Source organism: Flavobacterium sp. LMO8 (genome assembly GCF_009495755.1).
GTDB lineage: Bacteria > Bacteroidota > Bacteroidia > Flavobacteriales > Flavobacteriaceae > Flavobacterium.
This window is the reverse complement of sequence record NZ_WIBJ01000027.1, coordinates 18,349-44,239: the sequence shown is the minus strand read 5'-3', so window position 1 is coordinate 44,239 and position 25,891 is coordinate 18,349. Positions and strand designations below refer to the sequence as shown.

At 30.6% G+C, this 25,891-nt stretch carries 29 protein-coding genes; 22 read left to right on the top strand and 7 right to left on the bottom strand.

From position 1 onward, the window contains the following. Window positions 1–68: 68 nt before the first annotated feature. Genes GFJ94_RS03765 through GFJ94_RS03740 form a run of 6 tightly spaced genes read left to right on the top strand, consistent with a single transcriptional unit; the run spans window position 69 to window position 4,157 of the window. Window positions 69–623 carry a GNAT family N-acetyltransferase gene (locus GFJ94_RS03765; RefSeq protein WP_153200255.1) on the top strand — a complete coding sequence of 185 codons (555 nt, stop codon included), beginning with the start codon at window positions 69–71 and terminating at the stop codon, window positions 621–623. 1 nt (window position 624) lies between these two features. Next, complete coding sequence (locus GFJ94_RS03760; RefSeq protein WP_153200254.1) at window positions 625–1,122, top strand: hypothetical protein; 498 nt, start codon at window positions 625–627, stop codon at window positions 1,120–1,122. Between the two features lie 55 nt (window positions 1,123–1,177). Continuing rightward, a complete protein-coding gene (locus GFJ94_RS03755; RefSeq protein WP_153200253.1) occupies window positions 1,178–2,023 on the top strand; it encodes a substrate-binding domain-containing protein in 846 nt (281 codons plus the stop codon). Between the two features lie 27 nt (window positions 2,024–2,050). Then, window positions 2,051–2,980, top strand: a complete 930-nt coding sequence (locus GFJ94_RS03750) for a transglutaminase domain-containing protein (RefSeq protein ID WP_153200252.1) — start codon at window positions 2,051–2,053, stop codon at window positions 2,978–2,980. A gap of 37 nt (window positions 2,981–3,017) precedes the next feature. After that, a complete protein-coding gene (locus GFJ94_RS03745; protein WP_153200251.1) occupies window positions 3,018–3,611 on the top strand; it encodes a hypothetical protein in 594 nt (197 codons plus the stop codon). A gap of 12 nt (window positions 3,612–3,623) precedes the next feature. After that, window positions 3,624–4,157, top strand: coding sequence for a hypothetical protein (locus GFJ94_RS03740; RefSeq protein ID WP_153200250.1), 534 nt, complete (start codon window positions 3,624–3,626; stop codon window positions 4,155–4,157). Window positions 4,158–4,194: 37 nt separating this feature from the next. Here GFJ94_RS03740 and ung read toward each other — a convergent pair whose 3' ends face one another. Beyond that, window positions 4,195–4,860, bottom strand: a complete 666-nt coding sequence (gene ung / locus GFJ94_RS03735; protein ID WP_153200249.1) for a uracil-DNA glycosylase — start codon at window positions 4,858–4,860, stop codon at window positions 4,195–4,197. A gap of 83 nt (window positions 4,861–4,943) precedes the next feature. Here ung and GFJ94_RS03730 point away from each other — a divergent pair, with 83 nt between their 5' ends. The 3 genes from GFJ94_RS03730 (at window position 4,944) to GFJ94_RS12605 (ending at window position 7,768) form a co-directional block, all read left to right on the top strand. Then, window positions 4,944–7,112, top strand: coding sequence for a DNA mismatch repair protein MutS (locus GFJ94_RS03730; RefSeq protein WP_153200248.1), 2,169 nt, complete (start codon window positions 4,944–4,946; stop codon window positions 7,110–7,112). 16 nt (window positions 7,113–7,128) lie between these two features. Beyond that, a complete protein-coding gene (locus GFJ94_RS03725; protein ID WP_153200247.1) occupies window positions 7,129–7,551 on the top strand; it encodes a thiol-disulfide oxidoreductase DCC family protein in 423 nt (140 codons plus the stop codon). A gap of 73 nt (window positions 7,552–7,624) precedes the next feature. Further along, window positions 7,625–7,768: a hypothetical protein gene (locus tag GFJ94_RS12605; protein WP_153200246.1), complete on the top strand. Its 144-nt coding sequence runs from the start codon at window positions 7,625–7,627 to the stop codon at window positions 7,766–7,768. 17 nt (window positions 7,769–7,785) lie between these two features. Here GFJ94_RS12605 and aroC read toward each other — a convergent pair whose 3' ends face one another. Further along, window positions 7,786–8,847 (bottom strand): chorismate synthase, encoded by a 1,062-nt coding sequence (gene aroC, locus GFJ94_RS03715; RefSeq protein ID WP_153200245.1) that lies wholly within the window; start codon window positions 8,845–8,847, stop codon window positions 7,786–7,788. Window positions 8,848–8,969: 122 nt separating this feature from the next. Here aroC and GFJ94_RS03710 point away from each other — a divergent pair, with 122 nt between their 5' ends. Further along, window positions 8,970–9,773: a hypothetical protein gene (locus GFJ94_RS03710; protein ID WP_153200244.1), complete on the top strand. Its 804-nt coding sequence runs from the start codon at window positions 8,970–8,972 to the stop codon at window positions 9,771–9,773. Window positions 9,774–9,836: 63 nt separating this feature from the next. Beyond that, window positions 9,837–10,337, top strand: a complete 501-nt coding sequence (locus GFJ94_RS03705) for a hypothetical protein (RefSeq protein ID WP_153200243.1) — start codon at window positions 9,837–9,839, stop codon at window positions 10,335–10,337. A 40-nt stretch (window positions 10,338–10,377) separates the two neighbouring features. Here GFJ94_RS03705 and GFJ94_RS03700 read toward each other — a convergent pair whose 3' ends face one another. Continuing rightward, window positions 10,378–11,400: an oxidoreductase gene (locus tag GFJ94_RS03700; RefSeq protein WP_153200242.1), complete on the bottom strand. Its 1,023-nt coding sequence runs from the start codon at window positions 11,398–11,400 to the stop codon at window positions 10,378–10,380. Between the two features lie 156 nt (window positions 11,401–11,556). On the opposite strand from GFJ94_RS03700, the gene GFJ94_RS03695 reads away from it, so the two are divergent. The 6 genes from GFJ94_RS03695 (at window position 11,557) to GFJ94_RS03670 (ending at window position 17,157) form a co-directional block, all read left to right on the top strand. After that, window positions 11,557–12,687, top strand: a complete 1,131-nt coding sequence (locus GFJ94_RS03695; protein WP_153200241.1) for a hypothetical protein — start codon at window positions 11,557–11,559, stop codon at window positions 12,685–12,687. A 73-nt stretch (window positions 12,688–12,760) separates the two neighbouring features. Beyond that, window positions 12,761–13,978, top strand: a complete 1,218-nt coding sequence (locus tag GFJ94_RS03690) for an RsmB/NOP family class I SAM-dependent RNA methyltransferase (RefSeq protein WP_153200240.1) — start codon at window positions 12,761–12,763, stop codon at window positions 13,976–13,978. 3 nt (window positions 13,979–13,981) lie between these two features. Continuing rightward, entirely contained in the window at window positions 13,982–15,073 is a 1,092-nt protein-coding gene (locus GFJ94_RS03685) for an endonuclease (RefSeq protein WP_153200239.1), read from the top strand. 387 nt (window positions 15,074–15,460) lie between these two features. Further along, window positions 15,461–15,913, top strand: a complete 453-nt coding sequence (locus GFJ94_RS03680; protein WP_153200238.1) for a MarR family winged helix-turn-helix transcriptional regulator — start codon at window positions 15,461–15,463, stop codon at window positions 15,911–15,913. A gap of 15 nt (window positions 15,914–15,928) precedes the next feature. Next, on the top strand, window positions 15,929–16,561 hold the full coding sequence (locus tag GFJ94_RS03675) for an NAD(P)H-dependent oxidoreductase (protein ID WP_153200237.1): 633 nt from the start codon (window positions 15,929–15,931) through the stop codon (window positions 16,559–16,561). 32 nt (window positions 16,562–16,593) lie between these two features. Beyond that, the gene (locus tag GFJ94_RS03670; RefSeq protein WP_153200236.1) at window positions 16,594–17,157 is read left to right on the top strand and encodes a YceI family protein; all 564 of its coding nucleotides are present in this window, start codon (window positions 16,594–16,596) and stop codon (window positions 17,155–17,157) included. Window positions 17,158–17,350: 193 nt separating this feature from the next. Here GFJ94_RS03670 and GFJ94_RS03665 read toward each other — a convergent pair whose 3' ends face one another. Continuing rightward, window positions 17,351–18,517 (bottom strand): proline dehydrogenase family protein, encoded by a 1,167-nt coding sequence (locus GFJ94_RS03665; RefSeq protein WP_153200235.1) that lies wholly within the window; start codon window positions 18,515–18,517, stop codon window positions 17,351–17,353. Window positions 18,518–18,612: 95 nt separating this feature from the next. On the opposite strand from GFJ94_RS03665, the gene aroB reads away from it, so the two are divergent. The 4 genes from aroB (at window position 18,613) to GFJ94_RS03645 (ending at window position 22,830) form a co-directional block, all read left to right on the top strand. Beyond that, a complete protein-coding gene (aroB, locus tag GFJ94_RS03660; protein WP_153200234.1) occupies window positions 18,613–19,680 on the top strand; it encodes a 3-dehydroquinate synthase in 1,068 nt (355 codons plus the stop codon). A 291-nt stretch (window positions 19,681–19,971) separates the two neighbouring features. Beyond that, window positions 19,972–21,381 carry an arginine decarboxylase gene (locus GFJ94_RS03655; RefSeq protein ID WP_153200233.1) on the top strand — a complete coding sequence of 470 codons (1,410 nt, stop codon included), beginning with the start codon at window positions 19,972–19,974 and terminating at the stop codon, window positions 21,379–21,381. 6 nt (window positions 21,382–21,387) lie between these two features. Beyond that, window positions 21,388–22,362, top strand: coding sequence for a deoxyhypusine synthase family protein (locus GFJ94_RS03650; protein WP_153200232.1), 975 nt, complete (start codon window positions 21,388–21,390; stop codon window positions 22,360–22,362). Between the two features lie 87 nt (window positions 22,363–22,449). Next, a complete protein-coding gene (locus GFJ94_RS03645) occupies window positions 22,450–22,830 on the top strand; it encodes a DNA primase (RefSeq protein WP_153200231.1) in 381 nt (126 codons plus the stop codon). 37 nt (window positions 22,831–22,867) lie between these two features. Here GFJ94_RS03645 and GFJ94_RS03640 read toward each other — a convergent pair whose 3' ends face one another. From GFJ94_RS03640 to GFJ94_RS03630, 3 genes are read right to left on the bottom strand one after another with little or no spacing between them, the layout of a single operon-like run. Continuing rightward, window positions 22,868–23,377, bottom strand: coding sequence for a DinB family protein (locus GFJ94_RS03640; RefSeq protein WP_153200230.1), 510 nt, complete (start codon window positions 23,375–23,377; stop codon window positions 22,868–22,870). 45 nt (window positions 23,378–23,422) lie between these two features. Further along, window positions 23,423–23,902 carry an Lrp/AsnC family transcriptional regulator gene (locus GFJ94_RS03635; RefSeq protein ID WP_026726210.1) on the bottom strand — a complete coding sequence of 160 codons (480 nt, stop codon included), beginning with the start codon at window positions 23,900–23,902 and terminating at the stop codon, window positions 23,423–23,425. Between the two features lie 48 nt (window positions 23,903–23,950). Next, window positions 23,951–25,174, bottom strand: coding sequence for a M14 metallopeptidase family protein (locus tag GFJ94_RS03630; RefSeq protein WP_370513789.1), 1,224 nt, complete (start codon window positions 25,172–25,174; stop codon window positions 23,951–23,953). A 232-nt stretch (window positions 25,175–25,406) separates the two neighbouring features. Between GFJ94_RS03630 and GFJ94_RS03625 the strand changes: the two genes are divergently transcribed. Next, complete coding sequence (locus tag GFJ94_RS03625) at window positions 25,407–25,868, top strand: helix-turn-helix transcriptional regulator (RefSeq protein ID WP_153200229.1); 462 nt, start codon at window positions 25,407–25,409, stop codon at window positions 25,866–25,868. The last annotated feature ends 23 nt before the right edge of the window (window positions 25,869–25,891 follow it).

The following is a 25,891-nucleotide window of genomic DNA, read 5'->3' as shown; positions in this document are numbered from 1 at the left end:
CAAAATTGGCTATTCCAAGTTTAAACGTTGAATATCGAATAACGAATATTGAATGATGAAATTATAAAATGAACTTAATACTAGAAACACCCCGATTAATTCTAAGAGAAATGCGTCATGAAGATGCAAATTCGTTATTTGAAATGGATTGCAATCCTAATGTTCATAAATATCTATGGCAAAAACCAGTTGTTCATATTGATGAAGTTCATGCTTACATTGATATGGTTAGACAACAATACATCAATAATGGAATCGGGCGTTTTGTAGCTATTACTAAAGACACGAATGAACTAATCGGTTGGACAGGGATTAAATTTGTAAACGACCATGTTGAAAACGGAAATACCAATTTCTATGATTACGGTTATCGTTTAAATGAAAAATTTTGGAACAAAGGTTTCGCTACGGAAGCTTCAATTGCTTGGTTAGAACATGGTTTCAATCAAATGAAAATCCAAGAAATGAATGCTTACACACATGCTGAAAACGGTGCTTCTAATCATGTTTTGCAAAAAGTAGGTTTCAATTTTATCGAGGATTATCCTGATGAAAATGGAGTAACTTGGAAATGGTGGCAGATAGAAAATTTAGAATTTAGAAATCAGAATTTAGAACGTTAAAATGAATTTTGAAGAATTAATAAATAAAGTAAAAAACCTTCCCTATGGCAGAAATGCTAATAGGCACGATTTTTCTTTAGTACTTTCTGAAAACAAAGGAACTTGCAGTTCTAAACACGCTTTCTTAAAGGATTTTGCGGATAAAAATGAGATTGAAAATGTAAAGTTGTACATTGGAATTTTTAAAATGGACGAAGTAAATACACCAAAATTAGGCGATTTACTCTCAAAAAATAATATCAATTACATTCCTGAAGCACATTGTTATTTGAAAATTAATCAAATTCCAGTTGATGCTACTACCTCAGATTCTTTCTATGATAAAATTAAGCAGGATATTATGGAAGAAATCGAAATAACTCCTAATCAAGTAAGTGATTTTAAAGTGGAATATCACAAAGCTTTTTTGAAAAAATGGATAAAAGAAAGCAATCAAAATAATACCTTTGAAGAAATTTGGAAAATTACAGAGCAATGTATTTCAAAATTGTCTGAATAAATTTTCATCCATTTTTTAGATTTTTAAATTATTTCGATTTTTTAGATTAATAACTATGAAAACAATCAAAATAGTAGGCGTTCCAGAGCATTTTAACTTACCTTGGCACATGTGCATTGAAGATGGCGAATTTGAAGCCGTTGGAATCGATTTACAATGGACAGATGTTCCAGAAGGAACAGGTAAAATGTGTCAAATGTTGCGCGATGGCGAAACCGATATTGCCGTAATTCTTACCGAAGGAATCATCAAAGATATCGCCGTTGGAAATCCGAGTAAGATTGTGCAAGTTTATGTACAAAGTCCTTTGATTTGGGGAATTCACGTTGCGGCTAATTCAAATTATAAAACTCTTTCCGATTTAGAACATAAAAAAGTAGCGATTTCTCGCATGGGCTCCGGTTCACATTTGATGAGTATTGTGAATGCACAAAACCAGAATTGGAATACCGAAAACTTACAATTTGAAATCGTAAATACCATTGATGGTGCTGTTGAAAGTCTTACTTCAGGAAAATCTGATTATTTTATGTGGGAACGTTTTATGACACAACCTTTGGTTGATAAAGGAATTTTCAGAAGAATAGCCGATTGCCCTACTCCTTGGCCTTGTTTTGTGATTGCGGTTCGCAATGAAGTTTTGGAAAACCATCCAGAAGTTATCGAACAAATTTTAGACATTATTAATACTACAACTGAAGAGTTTAAGCTAATTCCAAGTATTGACAGAACTTTAGCTTCAAAATACAATCAAAAAGTAGAAGCGATTCAAGAATGGCTGAAATTAACGCGTTGGTCTCAAAAGCAAATGAGTGCTCCAACATTAGATAAAATAATGGAACAACTTTTGAAGCTTCAAATTATCGATAAAAAATTGCCAAAAGAATCGATACTTAAATAATTCCGTATTTTTATCGTTTTAAACGAAATGACAATTAAAATCCCAACTATCGCTGAACTAAAAGAAAAGCTTTCTTTACCAAAGCCATGGGATAATGCTGTCATTTTTATTTTAAATATTTTAATTGCTATTCCTCTATTTTTAATTGCACATCAAAACCTAATTGATTTTGAATGGCCAATACACTTTGATAGAATTCTAATCGGTATTTTTATAATTATTGGCATACAATTGCTACTTCGTATAGTAAAAACAATTATCATTCTTATAATTTTCATTTATTTATTAGCATTATTATATGGAACCGTTTTTGGAAACTATGGCTTTAAACGTGTTTTTGACGACTATCGCTTTATGATGTATGCTATGAGCGAAAATCCAAATCCTCAAGATTTAATTATTGCCAAATTACTTCCGTTTCCTAACAAATCAAAAATTATTGATGCAGTAGATTTTTCTAATCCAAAGGTTCGAAATTTTGCTCTTTCGGCAACAACAAAACATTTTAAAGAATATAAAGAATCGGGCGAAAAAAGAAGAATGATTCAATGTTTTGCCGTTTTTAAAGAAATAAGAAACCGATGGAATTATGTTAACGATCCAAAAGGAACCGAATATATTGCTAGCGCCTCTGAAAGTTTACAACACTTTTCTGGTGATTGTGATGACCATGCGATATTGATGTCGGCTTGTATCAAAGCAATTGGAGGAACCCCCAGAATTATTCATACAGGTGGTCATTTATATCCGGAGATGCTAATTGGTACAAAAAAAGATTTAGAAACAGCCATTTATCTTATAAAAGAAGAACTTTTTAAGCAAGAATGCCAAAACCAACAAATTCATTATCACATTGATGAAAGAGATCAGATTTGGCTCAATTTAGACTACACAGCAACTTATCCTGGCGGACGATTTATGAGCGAAGAAATTTTGGGTGCCTTAACTTTTAATTAATTATTTTTATATATTTACATAAATATATAAGTAATTTATGAAAAAAATATTTTGTTTATTAATTGTCTTTTTATCACTTAGTGTATTTGCACAAAAAAATAAACAGACTACATCTGATAGTATTTCTTCTCCAATTTTTGCAAAAAAAAATGAAATTAAAATAGACGTTTTGAATTTCATTGGTAATGGAAGATTAGGAATTTCATACGAACGATTTTTGAATAACAATTTTTCTATCGGAATTTCTGGTTTAACTTTTAATAAAGCCAGTAAAGTTGATAATTTTATTAATGATGATACTCGAACCATGATTGAATATCAAATAATTCCTTATGTTCGATATGCAATGTCAAAAAGTGCATCAAACTTATACTATATCGAAACGTTTGCAAACATTAATGGAGGACAATTTAAAGAACTAACTACATTAAATACAGGAGGTATTGATTATATTTTAGTAACAAAAAATGATTATAATGATTTAGCATTAGGTGCTTCAATTGGATATAAATTATATTTTAAAGAATGTTTTGTTCTTGATTTAACAGTTGGAATTGGTAAAAACTTATTTAATAATAATAGTCCGTCTACTATTTCTCGTTTAGGATTAAATTTAGGGTATCGTTTCTAAAAACAAAGAATTATGAAAAAAATTATTTACTTCAGTTTTGCATTAATTATTTCTATTTTATTTTCTAGTTGTACTGAAAATGATGATGAATTTTTTGCTACAAAATCTGTAACTGTTAATAACCTAATTGAAGTTGAAACTTCTAGTAATATATTATCTGTTTCTTGTAATTTTGATAGAATTCTAAATGTTGGAAATGTAAATCCTTTAGACTTATATTTAACAACTGAATCGCGTTATTTTTTCTTTAATTTTTCATTACAAAAACTTAATGAATCAGGTACTTGGACTTACGTTTTTCCAGAAAACATTTCAGAAAATGAGGGAGATAATGTTTATGGAAATTATATTTCAGCAATACAAGAGTTAAATTCTTTAGATGCGCATTACGAATATGACACAGATTTCATATTAGATCCAGGTGAATATAGAATTGAAGTTGAGCCAAGACTAGTGTCAACAAACTCTCAAAATGCAGTTAGTATTGCTATCAAAACATCAACTATTGGTGCTGTTGGAAACGTTTTAGAATTTACTATTAATTAATATTGTCATTAACTCTTGATAAAGATTTAAAAAAAATCTACCACTCAATCTCACTCTTCCCTTTTTCGCGTAAATAGGCATTTGTGAATTTAAAATGATTGTTTCCAAACCACATGCCTCTGTTGGCACTTAAAGGTGATGGATGTCCACTTTCTAAAACCAAATGTTTTTTTCTGTCGATTAGTTTTCCTTTTTTCTGAGCGAAACTTCCCCAAAGTAAAAAAACCACATTTTCAGATTGTTCGTTAATCAAATCAATTACAGCATCAGTAAAAACGTTCCATTTTAAGTGTTTGTGGCTGTTGGCTTCGTCTTTCCTAACGGTTAAACCTGCATTTAATAATAAAACGCCTTGCTTTGCCCAACGTTCTAAATTTCCTGATGTTGGAAAAAGAATTCTATCGTATTCTGAATTAATTTCCGTATAAATATTTTTTAATGATGGAGGAATTGTCACACCATCATTTACCGAAAAACACAAACCATTCGCCTCACCTGTTCCATGATAAGGATCTTGTCCAATAATCACCACTTTCGTATCTTGAAAATCAAATTGCTCAAAGGCTGAAAAAATCAATTCTTTTGGTGGAAAACAAGTCGTTGAAGAATATTCTTGCTCTACTTGTTGCATTAATTCAACAAAATACGGCTTCTGAAATTCAGTTGCTAATAAGCCTTGCCAAGTCTGATTTTTGATAAACATTTTATAATTTTTACCAAAAATATAAATTTCTGTTGCAATATGGATTTATTACTTTGTAACTTTGACCTAACAGAAAAAGAGAAATGATTTCAATTACCCAAAAAACGCTACAAGATTTAGAATTTAATACCGTTTTAGAAACGATTGCCAGCCGCTGCAACACTGATATTGGTGAAGCAAAAGCAATGGCTATAACTCCGTTTAAAAATAAAGAAGAATTGCTTATTAATTTAAAGCAAACTTCTGAATATTTGTCTTCGTTTTCTAACAATAATGCCATACCGAATCACGGATTTGAAAACATTAACTACGAACTAAAATTCTTAGCCATTGAAGATAGTTTCTTAGAAGTTGGAAGTTTTAAAAAGATTTCGAATCTATCGGAAACCGCAATTACTTTGATTCAGTTTTTAAAGAAATTTGAAGACTATTATCCAAATCTGTATCAAAAAGCTTCCCAAATTGACATTGTAAAACTGATTTTGCAACGCATAGATGAAGTGGTAGATAAATTCGGAATCATCAAAGACAACGCTTCTCCTGATTTGATTGAGATTCGTCGCAATATAAATATGGTTAGAGGTAAAATTAACCAAAGTTTTGGCATGGCTTTGAGCCAATATAATTCGCTAGGTTACTTAGATGATATTAAAGAAACGGTTGTTGAAAATCGTAGAGTTTTAGCGGTTTTAGCCATGTATCGAAGAAAAGTAAAAGGTTCTATTTTAGGGAATTCCAAAACAGGAAGTATCGCTTATATCGAACCCGAAGCAGCTCAACGTTATTCGCGTGAATTAAACAATCTAGAGTTTGAAGAACGGGAAGAAATCATGCGAATTTTGAAACGTTTAACCAATGAAATTCGTCCGTTTACTGAAACGATTGCGGCTTATCAAGACTTTTTGAGTGATATTGATGTCATTGCAGCTAAAGCCAAATACGCCTATAAAATCAATGGAATCCTTCCGAATATTATCGAAGAAAAGCGATTGTTTTTTAGAGAAGCCTTTCATCCTATTTTGTATTTAAACAATAAAGAAAAGAAAGCCGTTACCTATCCACAAACTATCGAATTACATAACGAAAGTCGCATTATTGTGATTTCTGGACCTAATGCTGGTGGAAAAACAATTTCATTAAAAACTGTTGGATTACTGCAATTGATGTTGCAAAGTGGTATGCTAATTCCGGTTCATGAACGAAGTGAAACCTTTCTTTTTGATAGAATTTTAACAGATATTGGCGATAATCAATCTATTGAAAATCATTTAAGTACCTACAGCTACCGATTAAAAAACATGAACTATTTTTTAAAGAAATGTAACGAAAAAACATTATTTTTAATTGATGAGTTTGGAACAGGTTCCGACCCTGAATTAGGAGGTGCTTTGGCAGAAACATTCTTAGAAGAATTTTATGCTCGTGAAGCATTCGGAATTATTACAACGCATTACAGCAATTTAAAAATATTAGCAAACGAATTACCTTTCGCTTCCAATGCCAACATGATGTTTGATGAGAAATCATTAGAACCTATGTACAAATTGATTTTGGGTCAAGCAGGAAGTTCGTTTACATTTGAAGTAGCACAAAAAAATGGCATTCCATTTGGATTGATAAACCGTGCCAAAAAGAAAATTGAAGGTGGAAAAGTACGATTTGATAAAACAATTGCAACACTTCAGAAAGAACGCTCTAAATTGGAAAAAACCTCTTTAAATTTAAAAGAAGAAGAAACTAAAGCGCGTGAAGAAAGTAAGAAAATGGAAACCATCAATGCCAAAATTCAGGATAAATTAGAACGTTATCAAGAATTGTACGATGCGAATCAGCGTTTGATTTACATTGGGCAAAAAATTGATGATATTTCGGAAAGTTACTTCAACAATAAAGACAAAAAAACGCTAATTGGTGAGTTTTTGAAAATGGTTGAAATCGAAAATTCGAAACGAAAAAAACTTTCGGTAAAAGAAAAGAAAGTTAAAGAAGTCATCCAGAAAAAAGTAGAAGAAGAAGTTAAGGTGATTGTGGAGGAAATTCGTGTGGTTAAGAAAGAGAAGAAAATTAAAGCCAAAATTGAAGAAGAAAACAAACCAAAAGTTACGCTAAAAGTGGGCGACAGAGTTCGCATGATAGATGGAAAAGCGATTGGAACCATTGATGTAATCGAAAAAACAAAAGCAACAGTGAATTACGGAATTTTTACTTCAAAAGTAAGTTTAGAGCAATTAGAATACGTGCAACCTGCATAGAATTTACAAGCAAATTATGGAAATACAAGATTTACCACAAGATAAAAAAATCATATTGTTTGATGGTGTATGTAATTTATGCGATTCATCAGTTCAATATGTGATTCAACATGATAAAAAAGATGTTTTTAGATTTGTGTCACTTCAATCGGAATTAGGACAAAAAATTTTAAAGCATATAGGAATTAATCCTATTCATACCGATAGTATTGTTTTGTATGAACCTGGAATTTCATACTATTACAAATCAACAGCAGCTTTACATATTGCTAAAGGATTAAGTGGAATTTTTACTCTGGCAACTGTTTTTACAATATTGCCAACGGGTTTAAGAGACTTTGTTTATGATTATGTAGCAAAAAACAGATACAAATGGTATGGTAAAAAAGAAGCTTGTATGATTCCTACACCCGAATTAAAAGCTAAGTTCTTAGAATAAGTTTATATGATAATTATCAGGTTATAAACTATTGTTAAATTATATCTTTGTTTAAATTCTAACTTTTGTAACTATGGCAAATTTATTATTACCCCTTTATTCGCATGGCAATGGTACATTCATTATGATTATCGTTTTTGCACTTGTATGCTTTGGCTTGATTGGCGCAATTATGTTAATGATGAATAGTGATAAAAAGAAAAAAAACGACCAGTAATTGCTGGTCGTTTTTCTTTATGAATATATTTTGTTCTGTAAATAATAATCTGCAATTACTAAAGCAGCCATTGCCTCAACAATGGGAACGGCTCTTGGAACAACACATGGATCATGACGTCCTTTTCCTTGTTGGTCTATAATTTTGCCTTGATTGGTTAAAACTTCTTGTTTTTGAATTAATGTCGCCACTGGTTTGAAAGCAACTCTAAAATAAATATCCATTCCGTTTGAAATTCCACCTTGAATTCCACCTGAAAGATTACTTTTTGTAGTTCCATCTGGATTATATGAATCGTTATGCTCGCTACCTTTCATTTTTGCACCACAAAATCCGCTACCAAATTCAAATCCTTTTACTGCATTGATAGAAAGCATTGCTTTTCCAAGTTCTGCATGTAATTTATCAAAAACTGGTTCGCCTAAACCTATTGGTACATTATGAATTACACAAGTAATTGTTCCACCAACAGTATCTCCTTGTTTCTTGATTTCTTTGATATAGTTTTCCATTCGTTCAGCAGAAGCTGTATCAGGACAACGAACCGCATTACTTTCAATCTTTGATAAATCTAAATCTTGATAAGGTTTATCAATAAAAATTTCTCCAACAGAAGAAACAAAAGCGTTTATTTTGATTTCAGGAATAATTTGCTTTGCAATCGCACCACCTACTACTCTACTTGCTGTTTCCCGTGCCGAACTTCTGCCTCCACCACGATAATCTCGAATACCATATTTTTTTTCATATACATAATCGGCATGGCTTGGTCGGTATGAATCTTTAATGTGCGAATAATCATCCGATTTTTGATTCGTATTGGGAATTATAAATCCTATGGGAGTTCCTGTAGTTTTCCCTTTAAAGATTCCAGATAAAAATTGAACTTCATCTTCTTCTTTTCTTTGGGTAACTATACTTGATTGACCCGGTTTTCTACGTTGCATTTCTTCTTGAATAAAAGCAAAATCTAATTGAATTCCTGCCGGACAACCATCAATTATTCCTCCCAAAGCTTCTCCGTGAGATTCACCAAAAGTGGTTAATTTCAATAATTTACCAAACGTATTTCCTGCCATAGTTTTATTTTTTTAAGATTTACAAATTTAGCATTTTTAGGCAACTAATTTCTTTCAAATTGTAAAAAACTAAAAATCAATTAAAGAGTTTTTATATATTAGCATAATTAAAATCGGTTTTTATGAAAAAAGTACAATTAGTTTTTGGTTTACTATTTATTTTTATTATGTTTTCTTGTTCTAATGATGATTCAGATTCGGAAAATACAAACAATTTTTCTACTCCATTAACTGTTGGGAGTTATTGGACATATGATGTAGAAGGGCAAGCTGGAAGCAGTAGAGATTCCTTATTTATAGATTCTGAAACAACAATTAGTAGTAATACTTATAAAGTTTTTAAAACTAGAGATGATGTTGCTACAGGATTTTATTCCACTTCACTCAGAAATAATGCTGTAAGAGAATCTAATGGGATTTTATTATTAACTGGAGAGTTAGCTATTTCCGCAGGCGAAACATTACCAATTGATTTAGATTTAACATTGAATGATTTCGTAATTTTTAATAAAAATGTTTCAAATAATCAGGCGTTAAATTCTTCGCCTAAAACTGGAACCTTAAACGAAACAATCAATGGTTATCCACTTACAATTAATTATTCTTTACAATCTTATGGAGGTGAAACCCTTGCATCCTATACATCTAATGGAATAACTTATTCAAATGTAAAATCAACTAAAATTAAATTGAATGTTAGTATAACAACCGTAATTACAGTTTTAGGATCGCCACAAACAATTACTGCTTTAACGGCTCAAGATGTATTAGTTTCAACACAATATTTAGCTGACGGAATTGGTGTTGTGTATGCTAATACAGTTACTTCATACAATCTAAATAGCTTTATTGCTGGTGAACTTGGAATTCCTACTTCTGATTCTCAAACACAGGAAGAATTTTTAGACACATATCTTATAAACTGATAAATATGAGCTTTTGGCATGAATTTTGTTCAACAGTAGTAATATTTGAAAAAATAGATTTATATGAAAAAAGTTATTTTATCAGCTATTATGCTACTAAGTTTAGCATTTAGTTCACAAGCACAAGACATTTCTAAAAATGCACTAGGATTACGTATTGGTGACAATGATGGCTTTGGAGGAGAAATTTCGTATCAAAGAGGTTTAGATGATAATAATCGTTTAGAATTTGACTTAGGTTGGAGAAACAGTAAGTACGTTGACGCCATTAAATTAGTTGGTTTGTATCAATGGGTTTGGAATATTGAAGGTGGATTTAACTGGTATGCTGGAGCTGGTGCTGGTGCAGGAAGTTGGAGCTATAACAAAAATGGTGTGAGTGATAGCGGTGTATTCATATTAGCTACAGGTGATATTGGAATTGAATATAATTTAAAAGAGATTCCTCTACAATTATCTTTAGATTTTAGACCAGAAATTTATTTAAATAATAACAGTGATAACCAGTTTAGAGAAAATAATTTTGGACCTGATTTAGGATTAGGTGTTAGGTATAAATTTTAAAAGACTAAATAAAATAAATCTATTTGTTTTAAAATTGGAGTTATTGTATTTCAAATCGAACCAACTTATTTCTTCCGGTTGCATAAAACACTTTTTCTGATTCAAATCTAAAAGTAAAAAAATCTTTATCATCAGAGAATTTTGTCCAACTTTTACCAAAATCAGCCGAATAAAACATTCCAGTTCCACCAACAGAAATCAACTGTTTTCCTTTGCTATTTGGTACAAATTGCACACACGAAGCGTAACCAAAAGCTTCATTTTCGGCAATTAATTTCCAAGTTTTTCCACCATTTTTAGTAATGGCTTTGTTGGCCCAATTTTGGTCTTGTTTCATGTAATTTCCACCTGCAATAATTCCGATTTTTTCATTGTAAAAGTCCGCAGTAAAAATTCCGGTCATTTCCTCACCTTGAACAATAGGTGTTTCATATACTTTCCAAGTTGCACCAAAATCTTTAGAAACAAAAACACGAGATTTCTTTCCACCCGAAACCATAAAAATCGATTTTCCTTTTATAGTTAAATTCGTATTACTAGTTGCAAAAGCGGCTTCACCTTCTGAAATTTTTGGTAAAACATCACAATTTATTTTTTGCCAAGTTTTGCCTCCATCATTAGTTTTTATAAATGCTAAACAATTTTTAATTGGATCACCCATGGCAAATCCGTTTAGTTCATCCACAAATTGCATACTATCATAAAACACTTTTTCGTGTTCCTCTTTATAAACAACAGTTTCTTCCAACGTTTTTTTATCAATACGAATCAACATAGCTGGATTCCCAACAGCTAAAATAAAAATAGCTTCTTTAGTTCCTGCAATGCTTCTAAATTCGGTAGTTCGGTCAACCGATTGTATATCTTTTAAAATTGTGGTATCTTTTTTCTTATCGTAAAATCCGTAACGACCTTTATCCATTCCCATCCACAATTTTTCATCGTCAACAAAAATGGCTCTGCAACTTAATTTAGTTTCGAGAATAACTTCCGATTTAAATTTTCCGCTTTGAGCAACTGATGAAATACTTAAAAAAAACAGAAATGCAATTATTGTCTTCATTGGATTGGTTTTATTTTCAAATATAATGGAAATGTTTCAAAGCAAAAATATATTTTATAAATCATTGATTATCAACATCTTGAATCGTTATGAAAAACTTTGGCATAGTAATTGAATTATGAAATATAAAAATAAGAACCCTTAAACGAAAATATTATGAAAACTAAATTGATACATCTGAGCTTACTGGCTTCATTGACGATAGGTTCACTTTTTGCTCAAGAAAAAACTACGGTTACAGCAAAAAATTCGGATATCAGCGACAACTTAGATTTAAGAGCGGTTGCAACTGTTTTTGGTGATGCAAAAGACTTGGAAGATTTTGAAAGAAGATTGAACGATCCAAAAACACAAATTTCAAACTTAGATTTGAATAACGACAATTATGTTGATTATTTAAGAGTTATTGAAACAGTTGAAGGAAATGTACACTTAGTTGTAGTGCAAGCGGTTTTAGAAAAAGATGTTTTTCAAGATGTAGCTACCATTGAAGTAGATCGCGATAGTAATAACCGTGTTCAAGTTCAGGTTGTTGGTGACGTTTACATGTATGGTACGAATTATATTTACGAACCAGTTTATGTTCATACTCCTATAGTTTATAATACATTTTGGGTAGGAAACTATCGTCCGTATTATTCATCTTGGTATTGGGGTTATTATCCTAGTTATTATAGCTATTGGAATCCATTCCCAATTTTTAGATACAGAAATCACATTCATGTTCATATCAATTTTGGTCATAGTTATCATTATGTTTCACACAGAAGATGTGCTTCAGTTTATAACAACTATTATGGAAGAAGAGGAAATGGTTACGAAAGATTGCATCCAAATCGTTCATTCGCACATAGAAACTCAGGATATTCAAACCGACATGAATTAGATTCAAGAAGAAATATCACGACACCAAGAAACAGAAGTGAAATAAACAGAAACAACACTAGAACTGCTACTAATGAAACACGTGGAAATAGAGAAACAAGAGCTACTCCAACTCCCTCAAGAACAAGGTCTGAAGGTTTAAGAGGTAACTCAGGAACAAGAGTAGCTACTGAAACTAGAACAAGAAACGAAGGTTCACGTTCAAACGGAAATAGACAATATACTGAGAACAGAAACAATTCATCTAGAGAAAGAAATACAACTGTAAATACTAATGTAAATAGGGCTAATTCTGAAGCAAGAGGAAATATGTCAAGAGGAAACTCTCAATCTAGAAGTAGCGCTCCTAGAGGCGATTCAAACTCTAGAGGTTCGGGTTCAAGAGCTGGTGGAAGAGGATAAATATTAAAGCTGTCAAATTTGGCAGCTTTTTTTATTTTTATTCGTATCTTTGCAGGCTGATTTAAAATAAAAAATGAGATTACACAGAAATTTAGTATTCACAACAATCGATTCGCTTATGGCGATTTTTAACGAAGGTGAATACGCTGATAAAGTGGTTGCTAGAGCACTTAAAAAAGACAAGCGTTGGGGAAGTAGCGATAGAAAATTCGTTGCAGAAACCATTTATGAAATTGTAAGATGGAAACGTTTATATGTTGAAATTGCAGAAGTAAAAGAACCATTTGAAAGAGACAATGTTTGGAGAATTTTTGCAGTTTGGGCTGTATTAAGAGGTTACACCCTACCCGATTGGAAATATTTTGAAGAAACTCCTGTAAGAAGAATCAAAGGAAAATTTGACGAATTAACAAAAACTAGAAAATTCAAAGAATCTATTCCAGATTGGATGGATGAATTAGGTGTTAAGGAATTGGGTGAAGAAACTTGGTCAAAAGAAATTGCTGCTCAAAATAAACAAGCAAAGGTTATTTTAAGAGTAAATCGTCTAAAAACCACTAAAGAAAAATTAAGAGCCATTTTAATGGACTTGAATATTGAAACCGAGTTTCATAAAGAGTATCCAGACGCTTTAATTTTAACCGAAAGAGCTAATGTATTTTTAACAGACGCTTTTAAAGACGGTTTGTTTGAAGTACAAGATGCTTCTTCTCAATTAGTGGCCTATTTCTTAGATGTTCAGCCAGGAATGCGAGTTGTGGATACTTGTGCTGGTGCTGGTGGTAAAACCTTGCATTTGGCTTCTTTAATGGAAAACAAAGGACAATTAATTGCTATGGATTTATATGAAAGTAAATTAAAGCAATTAAAAATTAGAGCTAAAAGAAATGGCGCTTTCAATATTGAACCTAGAGTAATTGAAAGTACTAAAACTATAAAAAAATTACACGAAAAAGCGGATAGAGTTTTAATCGATGCGCCTTGTAGTGGATTAGGAGTTTTAAAAAGAAACCCGGATAGCAAATGGAAATTACAACCTGAATTTATTGATAACATTCGTAAAGTTCAGGCAGAAGTATTAGAAAATTACTCAAAAATTGTAAAACCAGGCGGAAAATTAGTGTATGCAACTTGTTCGGTGTTACCATCTGAAAATCAAGAACAAATTAAGCATTTCTTAAGTACCGAAATTGGAAAAGAGTTTACTTTTGTTAAAGACCAAAAAGTATTAGCAAGTGAAAGCGGTTTCGACGGATTTTACATGGCATTATTAGAAAGAAAAAACAAATAGTTTATGAAAAAGAACTTTACCTTATTAGCATTTTTATTGTGTTCAGTTATTGGATTTACACAAATTCCTGTAGGATATTATAGTACTGCAACTGGAAGTGGTTACACTTTAAAAACACAGTTATTTAACATTATAAATGGTCATACTGATCAAGGTTATGCTGGTTTATATGTAACCTATACAACTTCTGATATTGATTCGTATTACGAAAATGATGGAACCATGTTAGATATGTACACTGAAAATCCTACTGGACCAGAATGCGCTTTTACTTATGGTACAAACCAAGATGATGGTTCTGGAGGAACATCAGAATGTCAAAAGTACAATAGAGAACATATTATTCCTCAATCTGTATTTAGTTCAGCTACACCAATGTATTCAGATGCCCATTTTGTTGTTCCATCTGATAAATATATAAATGGACAAAGAGGAAATGATCCTTTTGGTAGAGTAAATGTAGCTTCTAACACCTATACAAATGGTTCAAAAAAAGGGAATAATTTAAATTCTGGTTATTCTGCTGGATATTCTAGTGTTGTATTTGAACCTATAAATGAGTTCAAAGGTGATATTGCTAGAATGTTTTTCTATTTTGCAACAAGATATGAAGATCAAGTAGCTGGTTGGTCTTATGTCATGTTTAATGGTACTTCTAATCAAGTTTTTAATAATACTTTTTTAAATATTCTAATTACATGGCATTTAAATGACCCTGTTAGTCAGAGAGAAATTGATAGAAATAATGCTATCTATGCAAGACAAAATAACAGAAATCCATTTATTGACAATCCTGATTATGTTTGCCAAATATACCCAACACAATGTGCTACACTTTCAACAGAAAGTTTTGTTTTAGAAAATTCAATTTCAATTTATCCAAATCCAGCAATCAATAACGAAATTACAATTTCATCTGAAACCGAATTAAAATCGATTGTTTTATACAACATCAACGGACAAATTATTCAAGAAATTAAAAACCCTACACGAGTTGATAATTCTTACAAAGTAAATAATTTATCAAGTGGGTTTTATTTAGTTCAAATGGCTTCTGAAAATGGAGTAGCAACTAAGAAAGTTATTGTAAATTAAAAAAACCTTAAATAAATTTAATACAAAAAATCCGCTCTTTAGTGGATTTTTTGTATTTAGCTCTATAACAATTAAATACTAAACACATAATAATATATCTTACTTTTAAGCTAAAAACCATCACATTATATAATATTGATATAAAAATCTTCTTTATTTATTATAAAGATATGTTAAATTCATTATACATACAAACATCTCATATTTACTCAATTTCAATATTTAAAAACTACTTTACCTAGTATTTAATCTAAGTTTTTTAACTTTTTTTTTAAAATATTGCAATTAAATAATATAATTTTAAAACTTTAACAAAAATTTATTAAACATTTGTACATACAAATAAAATTATTACTACATTTGTGCATACAAATTTTACAACAGCAAATGAGAATAGAAGAAATCATAAAACCGAATACTCCAATGGCAATGGAAAAGAAAACATTACTTAACGTGATGTATACTCAAAATGTCATATCGGAAAAGTTTAATGAGATATTAAAACCATTTGACCTTTCACCTGAACAATTTAATGTCTTGCGCATCTTAAGAGGTCAGAAAGGAAAGCCTGCTAATATGTGTATGATACAAGAACGCATGATTGCGAAAACCAGTAACACCACACGTTTAGTAGACAAATTGTTATTAAAAGAATTAGTGCTTAGAGAAGTTTGCCCTATCAATCGTCGTAAAATGGAAATTACCATTACCGAGAAAGGTTTGGAACTTTTATTACAATTAGATCCAATGGTGGAAGCTCACGAGAAATCTTTTTCTCAAAATTTGACCGTTGCAGAATTAGAATTATTAAACGAATTGCTTGAAAAATTTAGAAATTAAAACCCAAAAATTATTATGAGTCATTTTATAGAAAACCAAAAATGGCGCTATGCCACCAAAAAATTTGATGCAGCAAAAAAAATATCTGCTGCTGATTTTGAAACATTAAAAGAAGCAATCCAATTGAGTTCTTCTTCTTATGGTTTACAGTTATACAAAGTATTCATCATCGAAAATCCAGAAGTTAGAACCAAGTTACAACCGGCTTCTTGGGGACAATCGCAAATTGTAGATGCTTCTCACCTATTGGTATTCGCTAACATTGTAGATGTACAAGAAAATCACATTGATGAATATGTACAAAACATTGCAATTACAAGAGGTTTGTCAGTTGACGATTTAAAAGGATATTCAGATTTTATGAAATCGAAAATTGTTTCTTTACCAGTAGACCAAAAATCAGTTTGGACATCAAAACAAACCTATTTAGCTTTAGCTAACTTAATGAATGCTGCTGCTGAATTAAAAATCGATGTTACGCCGATGGAAGGATTTGAACCAGAAAAATACAATGAAATTTTAGGTTTCAATGCATTAGGATTAAACGCTTCGTTAGTAGCAGCTGTTGGATACCGCCATGAAGAAGATGCAACACAACACTATGCAAAAGTGAGAAAACCAAAACAAGAATTATTTACTATTATTTAATAAATTAATTAACATTTAAAACAATTTTAAACATGAAAAATTTCAAATCAATTGCTTTAGCTCTAGTAGCTTTCGTATCATTTGCAGCTAATGCACAATCAAAAAAAGTGGATGTATCTAAAAGTAAAATCAACTGGGTAGGTAAAAAAGTAACTGGTGCACACGAAGGTACAATTGCTTTAAAAGAAGGTGCTATAGTATTTAAAGGGAAAAAAGTAGTAAACGGAAACTTTACTGTTGATATGACAACCATCAATACTACTGATTTAGAAGGAAAAGGAAAAGCTAATTTAGATGGGCACTTAAAATCAGATGATTTCTTTGGAGTTGAAAAATTCCCAACAGCTACTTTAGTATTCAAAACTATTGGAGAAAAAAGCAATGGAGTTTATGCTGTAACTGCTGATTTAACTATCAAAGGAATCACTAACCCAATCAAATTTGAATTAACCGTTGATGGGAATACTGCTTCAACTACATTAAAAGTGGATAGAACTAAATACGATATAAAATATGGTTCAGGAAGTTTCTTCTCAGACTTAGGAGATAAAACTATTTATGACGATTTCGAATTAACTGTTAAGTTAGTATTTTAATTTGGAAAGCTTAAATAACAATAATACTTATTACGTAATAATCCTAAATATGTAATTTAAAACTTTCTATTTCATACATAAATCACAACCTAAAACTGTGTAAGTTAAAACGATTCTTAAAATCATTATTAACTTACACAGTTTATATTAATATCAAAAGTCTAATCTTAAAAAAATATAGAATTATTTTTTTTTATAACTTTCTTCTTTCCTTCTCTTTCTTAATTAATGTTAACTCTCTACTGGTTTGTCCAGCAACTGAAGTATTTTCTTCTGCTCTTCTAATTAAATAAGGCATCACATCTCTTACTGGACCAAAAGGTAAATATTTAGCAACATTATATCCATTTTCAGCCAAATTAAAACTGATGTTATCACTCATTCCTAATAATTGACCGAAAAAGATACGTTTATCATTTTTATCAATTCCTTTTTCAGCCATTAATTGCATTAACTTATATGAACTTTCTTCATTGTGAGTTCCTGCAAAAATTGCCATTTTATCAATATTTTCAATCATGTATAAAACTGCTGCATCATAATTAATATCTGTAGCTTCTTTAGAAACACAAATTGGCGATTTCAATCCACGTTCAGCAGCTCTATCATTTTCTTTTTCCATATAAGCGCCACGAACTAATTTCATTCCAATGTAGAAACCTTCCGATTTTGCTTGTTCGTGTAAACTTTTCAAGTAATCTAATCTGTCCCAACGGTACATTTGTAACGTATTGAAAACAATAGCTTTTTGTTTGTTGTATTTGCACATCATATCAGCAACCATAGCATCTGCAGCATCTTGCATCCAACTTTCCTCTGCGTCAATTAATAATAAAACATCTTTTTCATGTGCAGTTTTACAAGCCAAATCAAAACGAGCAATTACACGATTCCATTCTTGTTGTTCCGCTTCTGTTAAAACTGCCTTCTCTCCTACTTTTTCATATAAATCTAAACGACCGAAACCTGTTGGTTTAAAAACAGCAAAAGGAATAGCTTCACGTTCTCTTGCAAATTCAATTGTTTTTAAAGTCATTTCTAAAGCAGCATCAAATTGTGCTTCTTCTTCTTTTCCTTCAACAGAATAATCCAAAACCGAAGAAACTCCTTTGGTAAACATATTATCTACCACTTTTAGACAATCTACTTCATTAACTCCACCACAAAAATGATCAAAAACGGTTGAACGAATCAATCCTTCAACAGGTAAATGGGCTTTAAGAGCGAAATTTGTAACGGCAGTACCTATTTTAACAAGTGGCTGACTTGCAATTAGTTTGAAAAGAAAATAAGCTCTTTCTAATTCGGTATCACTTTTTAAAGAAAAAGCAACTTGTGTATTGTCAAATATTATATTCATGATATTTTTGATAAAAAGCGACACAAATATACATCAGTTTTTACGAATTTTAAATAAAAAATGCCTTATTTTGCAATAAAATTCAAGCTTTTTACATGCAAACAATTACAGCCAACAATTATAGTGTTTACTTTGATTCTAAAGGATATGAAACTTTGGTAGAAATGCTAAAACCATCTCATTATTCTAAGATTTTTATTTTAGTTGACGAAAATACTTCTAAGTATTGTTTACCACATTTATTAAACAATTTGGCAACTGAAATTGAAATTGAAATCATCGAATTAGAGGTTGGCGAAATTCATAAAAATATTGCTACTTGCACAGAAGTTTGGGGAGCCTTGTCGGATTTAGGTGGCGATAGAAAAAGCATTCTAATTAATTTAGGTGGTGGCGTAATTTCTGATTTAGGCGGATTTGTCGCTTGTACTTTTAAAAGAGGAATAGATTTTATTAATATTCCAACATCTTTACTTTCCATGGTTGATGCTTCAATTGGAGGAAAAAATGGTGTCGATTTAGGAAATTTAAAAAATCAAATTGGAATCATTCGAGAACCTAAAGCTGTGATTGTTGATACGCAATTTTTAAGTACGTTACCTCAAAACGAAATGCGTTCTGGCTTGGCTGAAATGTTAAAACACGGATTGATTTTTGATAAAAAATATTGGGATAAATTTAAAGACTTAAAAAGCTTAAATACAGATAATTTAAACGAATTAATTCATCAATCTATTCAAATAAAAAACACTATTGTTTGTGAAGATTTAACCGAGAATGGAATTAGAAAATCATTAAATTTTGGTCATACTTTAGGTCATGCAATCGAAAGTTATTTCTTAGAAAATGACAACAAAACAAGTTTACTTCATGGCGAAGCTATAGCGGTTGGAATGATATTAGAAAGCTTTATTTCCAGAGAAAAAGAATTATTGACAAACGAAGAATATCAAGAAATCAAATACATCATCAATGATATTTTTGAACGAATTGAATTCTCACAAATTGATATCAAAAAAATAATTGAACTGCTGATTTTTGACAAGAAAAATGAGTTTGGAAAAGTGCAATTTGCATTACTTGACGGAATTGGGAAAATTAAAATCAATCAAGAATCAGATAACGAATTGATTTACAAAGCTTTTGAAGATTATTCCGTGTAATTATTTTTTTATTTTTTCTTTATTTTTTAGCCATTTTATTTTTTAACTTTGCCCTAATGAAAGAAAACAAAAAACAATCTAATTTCAACAGAACACTCGATAATAGAAATGCTGACATCTCTATAATTGAGCGATTCTTTTTTTCTATTTTTAGTTTTCATATTATTGATTTGTTTGAAATATCAAAGGCTTTTAGTGAAAAATTACTAATTCGCTTTGCCAATATTAGGGTTTGAAAATTGTGATTAAAAATCAATTTGTAACTTTTTTAATTTAATCCAAATTTTCAAAATGAACACAAGATATTACGACTTAATCAATCAAACTTTTTACTTTCCTCAAGAAGAATTTACTTTAAATAAAGACACTTTACAATTTCATGGTATCGATTTAATGAAATTAGTTGAAGAATACGGTACTCCTCTTAAGTTTACTTATTTGCCTAAAATTTCACAAAATATTAATCGTGCGAAAATGTGGTTTAGAAATGCCATGGAAAAACACGATTATGATGCTAAATATTATTATTGCTATTGTACAAAAAGTTCTCATTTTGAGTTTATTTTAAATGAAGCTTTAAAAAACAATATTCACATTGAAACTTCATCTGCTTTCGACATTAATATTGTAGAAACTTTAATGGAAGAAGGCAAAATCAATAAAAATACATTTGTAGTTTGTAATGGTTTTAAACGTGATCAATATGTAACTAATATTGCACGATTAATCAACAACGGACATAAAAATACCATTCCTGTAATTGATAATTTTGAAGAATTAGATTTATTACAAGAACAAATTGACGGTAAATTTAAAATCGGAATTCGTATTGCTGCGGAAGAAGAACCAAAATTTGAGTTCTATACTTCTCGTTTAGGAATTGGATATAAAGATATTGTTCCATTTTACCGTAAGCAAATATCTGAAAATAAGAAAGTTGAGTTAAAAATGCTTCACTTTTTTATTAATGCTGGTATTCGTGATACTGCGTATTATTGGAACGAATTATTAAAATGTATGAAAGTGTACATTGCTTTGAAAAAAGAATGTCCAACTTTAGACAGTTTGAATATAGGAGGCGGTTTCCCTATTAAAAATTCGTTAGCATTTGATTATGATTACCAATATATGGTCGACGAAATCTTAAATCAAATCAAAATTGCTTGTGACGAAGCCGAAGTTCCTGTTCCCCATATTTTTACAGAGTTTGGTTCGTTTACTGTTGGGGAGGCTGGCGGTGCGTTGTACCAAGTTTTATACCAAAAGAAACAAAATGACCGTGAAAACTGGAACATGATTGATTCTTCTTTCATTACAACACTTCCAGATACTTGGGCAATCAATAAACGCTTTGTAATGATAGCCGTAAACCGATGGAATGATACTTACGAACGGGTGTTATTAGGCGGATTGACTTGTGATGGCGACGATTATTACAATTCAGAGCAACACATGAATGCGGTTTATTTACCAAAATACAACAAAGAAAAACCTTTATATATCGGATTCTTTAACACAGGAGCGTATCAAGAAACAATTGGTGGTTTTGGCGGGTTAAGTCACTGTATTTTACCACAACCAAAACACATTTTAATTGATAAAGATAAAAACGGAATTATTGCTACCGAAGTTTTTTCGGAACAACAAAAAGCAGAAGACGTTTTAGAAATTTTAGGTTACAAGAAAAGAACAATAAAATAAGAAATAATGAGCAAAGGACCAGTTAGTCAGTTTATAGAAAAACATTATCTTCACTTTAACTCTGCCGCTTTAGTAGATGCAGCAAAAGGGTATGAAGAACATTTATTAGACAACGGAAAAATGATGATTACTTTAGCAGGTGCCATGAGTACAGCTGAATTAGGAAAATCATTAGCCGAAATGATTCGTCAAGATAAAGTACATATCATTTCTTGTACTGGAGCTAATTTAGAAGAGGATATCATGAACTTGGTAGCTCATAATTCATACAAAAGAGTTCCAAATTACAGAGATTTATCTCCACAAGAAGAATGGGATTTATTAGAAAACCATTACAACCGTGTAACAGATACTTGTATTCCGGAAGAAGAAGCATTTAGAAGATTACAATCGCATTTATTTGATATTTGGAACAATGCAGATTCTAAAGGAGAACGTTATTTTCCACATGAATTTATGTACCAAATGATTAATTCAGGCGTATTAAAACAATATTATGAAATTGATCCTGCTGATTCTTGGATGGTTGCCGCAGCTGAAAAGAATTTACCAATTGTAGTTCCAGGATGGGAAGATAGTACAATGGGTAACATTTTCTCTTCTTACTGTATTAAAGGTGAATTCAAAGCTACTACAATGAAAAGCGGAATTGAATACATGATGTGGTTAGCCGATTGGTATCCAAAAAATTGTGCAGGAAAAGGAATTGGTTTCTTCCAAATTGGAGGAGGAATTGCAGGAGATTTCCCAATTTGTGTTGTTCCAATGTTATATCAAGATATGGAAATGCATGATGTGCCGTTTTGGAGCTATTTCTGTCAAATTTCTGACTCAACAACAAGTTATGGTTCGTACTCTGGAGCAGTTCCAAACGAAAAAATTACTTGGGGTAAATTAGATATTCATACACCCAAATTCATCGTAGAGTCTGACGCTACGATAGTTGCTCCATTAATGTTTGCTTACATTTTAGGCTGGTAATTTTTTTTAAAAAAATAGTTCAAATTGTTTGAAAATATAGTTTTAGGATAGTACATTTGACCAAAATACAAGATTAAAACCTACCCAATGAAAAGAGTTATTGTTGATTACGCAAAATTAACAAATGAAATCTTAACCTTACTAGTTGAGAAATTTCCTGACGGATATGATGATTCGGATATTATTCGTTTTAAAAACGCTAAGAATGAAACAATTGAGGCAGTTGAAGTACGAACTGAAGACACTATTTTTTTAGTAAAAGTTAGTACAAAACTATCTGACCGAATTGAAAACTATGACGAAGACGACATTATTGAAGATGATGTGGTAGTTGTACCAGATGAAAAAATCGGAAGTCTTAAAGATTTAGATATTGAAGAAGATGACGACGACGATGACATTTCAAATGATTCAGACGATATTGTAGATTCTGATGAAGATTCAGACGACGAGGACGACGAAGATTAATACATAAAAAAGGGATTCAAAATTTGAATCCCTTTTTTTATAAATAACGTTCTAAAATTACATTCTTGTGATGCAATTCATGACCTAGCGCTATGTATCCAATAGCTCTAACAGATACACTGCCATTTGAAGCTGTTCCTAAACTTAGTAAATCTTCACTAGAAAAAGTTTCAAATAGACTTATTGTAGCATTTCGAACACTTTCATATTCCGCTAACAAACTTTCGTATTCTCTATTATTGGCATTAGCAGTGATAACATAGTCATTCTCTTCAAAACCATGCAAAGCTGTTTTGTCATTTCTTGCAATTCGCAAAGCGCGGTAAGCAAATATTCGTTCAGCATCAATTAAGTGCAGGATAATATCTTTTACTGTCCACTTCCCTTCTGCATAACGATATTCATGTTTAAAAACTGGAATCGAGTTAAAGAAATGTAGTATTTCTTCTTTTTGTTGTACTAAACCTTTAACTATATCTTGTTCTGGAACTAATTTGATATAATTCTCGTAATATGGAGCAAATTCGTTTGGTTGTAAATTTTTCATAACAATAAAAGATATAAAAAAAGCCTCATTAAGAGGCTTCGTATTTTACAATTCTTTAAAAATCGTATGCATTAAACGTTTTTTATCGTTGATGCTTTCTTCTAAAGAAATCATGGTTTCAGTTCTGTAAACACCTTCTATATCATCAATCATGAAGATAACTTCTTTAGCGTGTTTAGTGTCTTTAGCTCTAATTTTACAGAAAATATTGAATTTTCCTGTAGTTACATGAGCAACTGTTACGAATGGAATCTGATTGATACGCTCTAAAACGAATTTAGTTTGAGACGTGTTGTGCAAGAAAACTCCAACATAAGCAATGAAAGAATAACCTAATTTTTCATAATCTAATGTCAACGAAGAACCTTGAATGATTCCTGCATCTTCCATTTTTTTCACCCTAACATGCACCGTTCCTGCAGAAATTAATAATTTTTTTGCAATATCTGTAAAAGGAACTCTCGTGTTATCAATCAACATGTCCAAAATTTGATGATCTACTTCATCTAAACGAAACTTACTCATAAGTCTTATAATAATTGTTAATTTTTTAATTTTTATTCAAATATAATACTAATTAATTACAACACCGTTCAGAAACTCTGTTAAATTATTAATATAAAAATTAGCTTTTTCTCCTAAAACAGGAAAATTCATCCCATTTGATGAAAACAAACCATTATTACAATTATATTCTTGATGCCCTTTAAAATCCTGTAAATCATCAATTTTAGTGATAATTGCAATAAATTTTAATTTTCCATCTTGAATTTCTTCATTATATTGAGCAGCAAAGTTAATTATTTTTTCTTCATTATTATCAATAATTTTGACATTTTTATAAATAAAGTCATAAAAACATTCGTTATTTTGAGAAATATTCAAATAATTAATCAAATTGTTATCAACTATAACGTTTTCGTAACTCACATTAAATGAACTTAAAAATGCAATAAAAATATATTTACGAACTTTATCTCTATCGTAATCATTTGCATAATGTCCGGCTTCAAATAAAATAGTTGGTGTATTTTGAGTGGTGAAATAGTCACCCGTACAATTAACATTATAACTATCATCAAAACGCCCTATTTGATTTGGTATATAAAGTTGTAACGCTTTATACATCTTGTTTATTATATGAATTGCTTTTAAACGAACATCATTATATTCTCGCTCTGCATTGTAAGCTGGCGATAAAAAAGAAATAGTTGCAGGTAAATTAAAGCCTTCTGTACCAAAAAGAGTTCTTTGGTCGTGTAAATTATAACAATAATCAGGCTGGAAATCAGTATAAACCTTCCTTAAAACCTGCATTTCAGGTTGAGAAGCGTTAAAAGCATCTCTGTTTAAATCTACTTTGTTAGCATTTTCTCTAGTATAAAAGAAAGCTCCATCAGGATTTAACATAGGAATACATAGCAAAGTATATTCTGATTTGATTCTTTTTGCAATTTTGTTATCCGATTGTAAAAAATTAAAAAAATCAAACAACCCTTTTGTAGTCGTAGATTCGTTTCCATGCATTTGCGACCACATTAAAATTTTGATTCTTCCTGTTCCAATTTTAACTTGATAAATTGCTCGTTCTTGAACTGATTTTCCAATTTGAGTAATTTCAAAATCTGAATTTAAAGATTCTAATAACGGCAAAATAGAATCTAAATAGATATACTTTCCTTTGAGTTTTGATTCTAAATATTGAGTTGCTAATTGTAAATAATCCATGGCTTTCTTTTGATTTACAAATGTAAACAACTTATTTTTTACATTTGTAAACATATAAATATACGACATAATTTACTTTTGTAAACCGTTTAATTACTACTTACATTAACTTCTAATGTATTAATTCACAATATTAAACAGATTAGTTTTTTAATGTTTTATTACTTGTTAATCAATAAGTTAAGTGTGTTTAAATGAAGTTTAAATTTAATAAACACACTGCTATTTACATCTGTAAACTTGTGTATTCCATCTAGATTGTTTACATTTGTAACGTGTTGAACAAAAACAACTATTTACAATGGTAAACATTGATGATTTTATTAAACGGTTAGAAATCATACTCGATTATTACAATTTATCGGCTTCTGCATTTGCGGATAAAATCAATGTGCAACGTTCTAGTTTGTCTCACCTACTCTCGGGTAGAAATAAACCTAGCTTGGATTTTATTATCAAAGTAATTGAGGTTTTTCCTGAAGTAGATTTGTATTGGATTTTAAATGGAAAAGGAAATTTTCCGAAATCAGAAAATAGTTTAATTCCTTTAATCGATTCTGAAAAAAATAATCCATCATTATTGAAACCTGATTCTTCAATTTCTGAACCTGATTTATTTTCGACTACAGAAAAAGGAACAACTTCTACTCTTTCAGAAAGTAATCCTGTAGAATCGATTAAAACAGAAAATAATTCTCCTGAAGAAATAGAGCACATTGTAGTGTTTTTTAAAAACGGGACTTTCAAAAACTATAAACCATAAAAAAACTCTGAATTTCTCCAGAG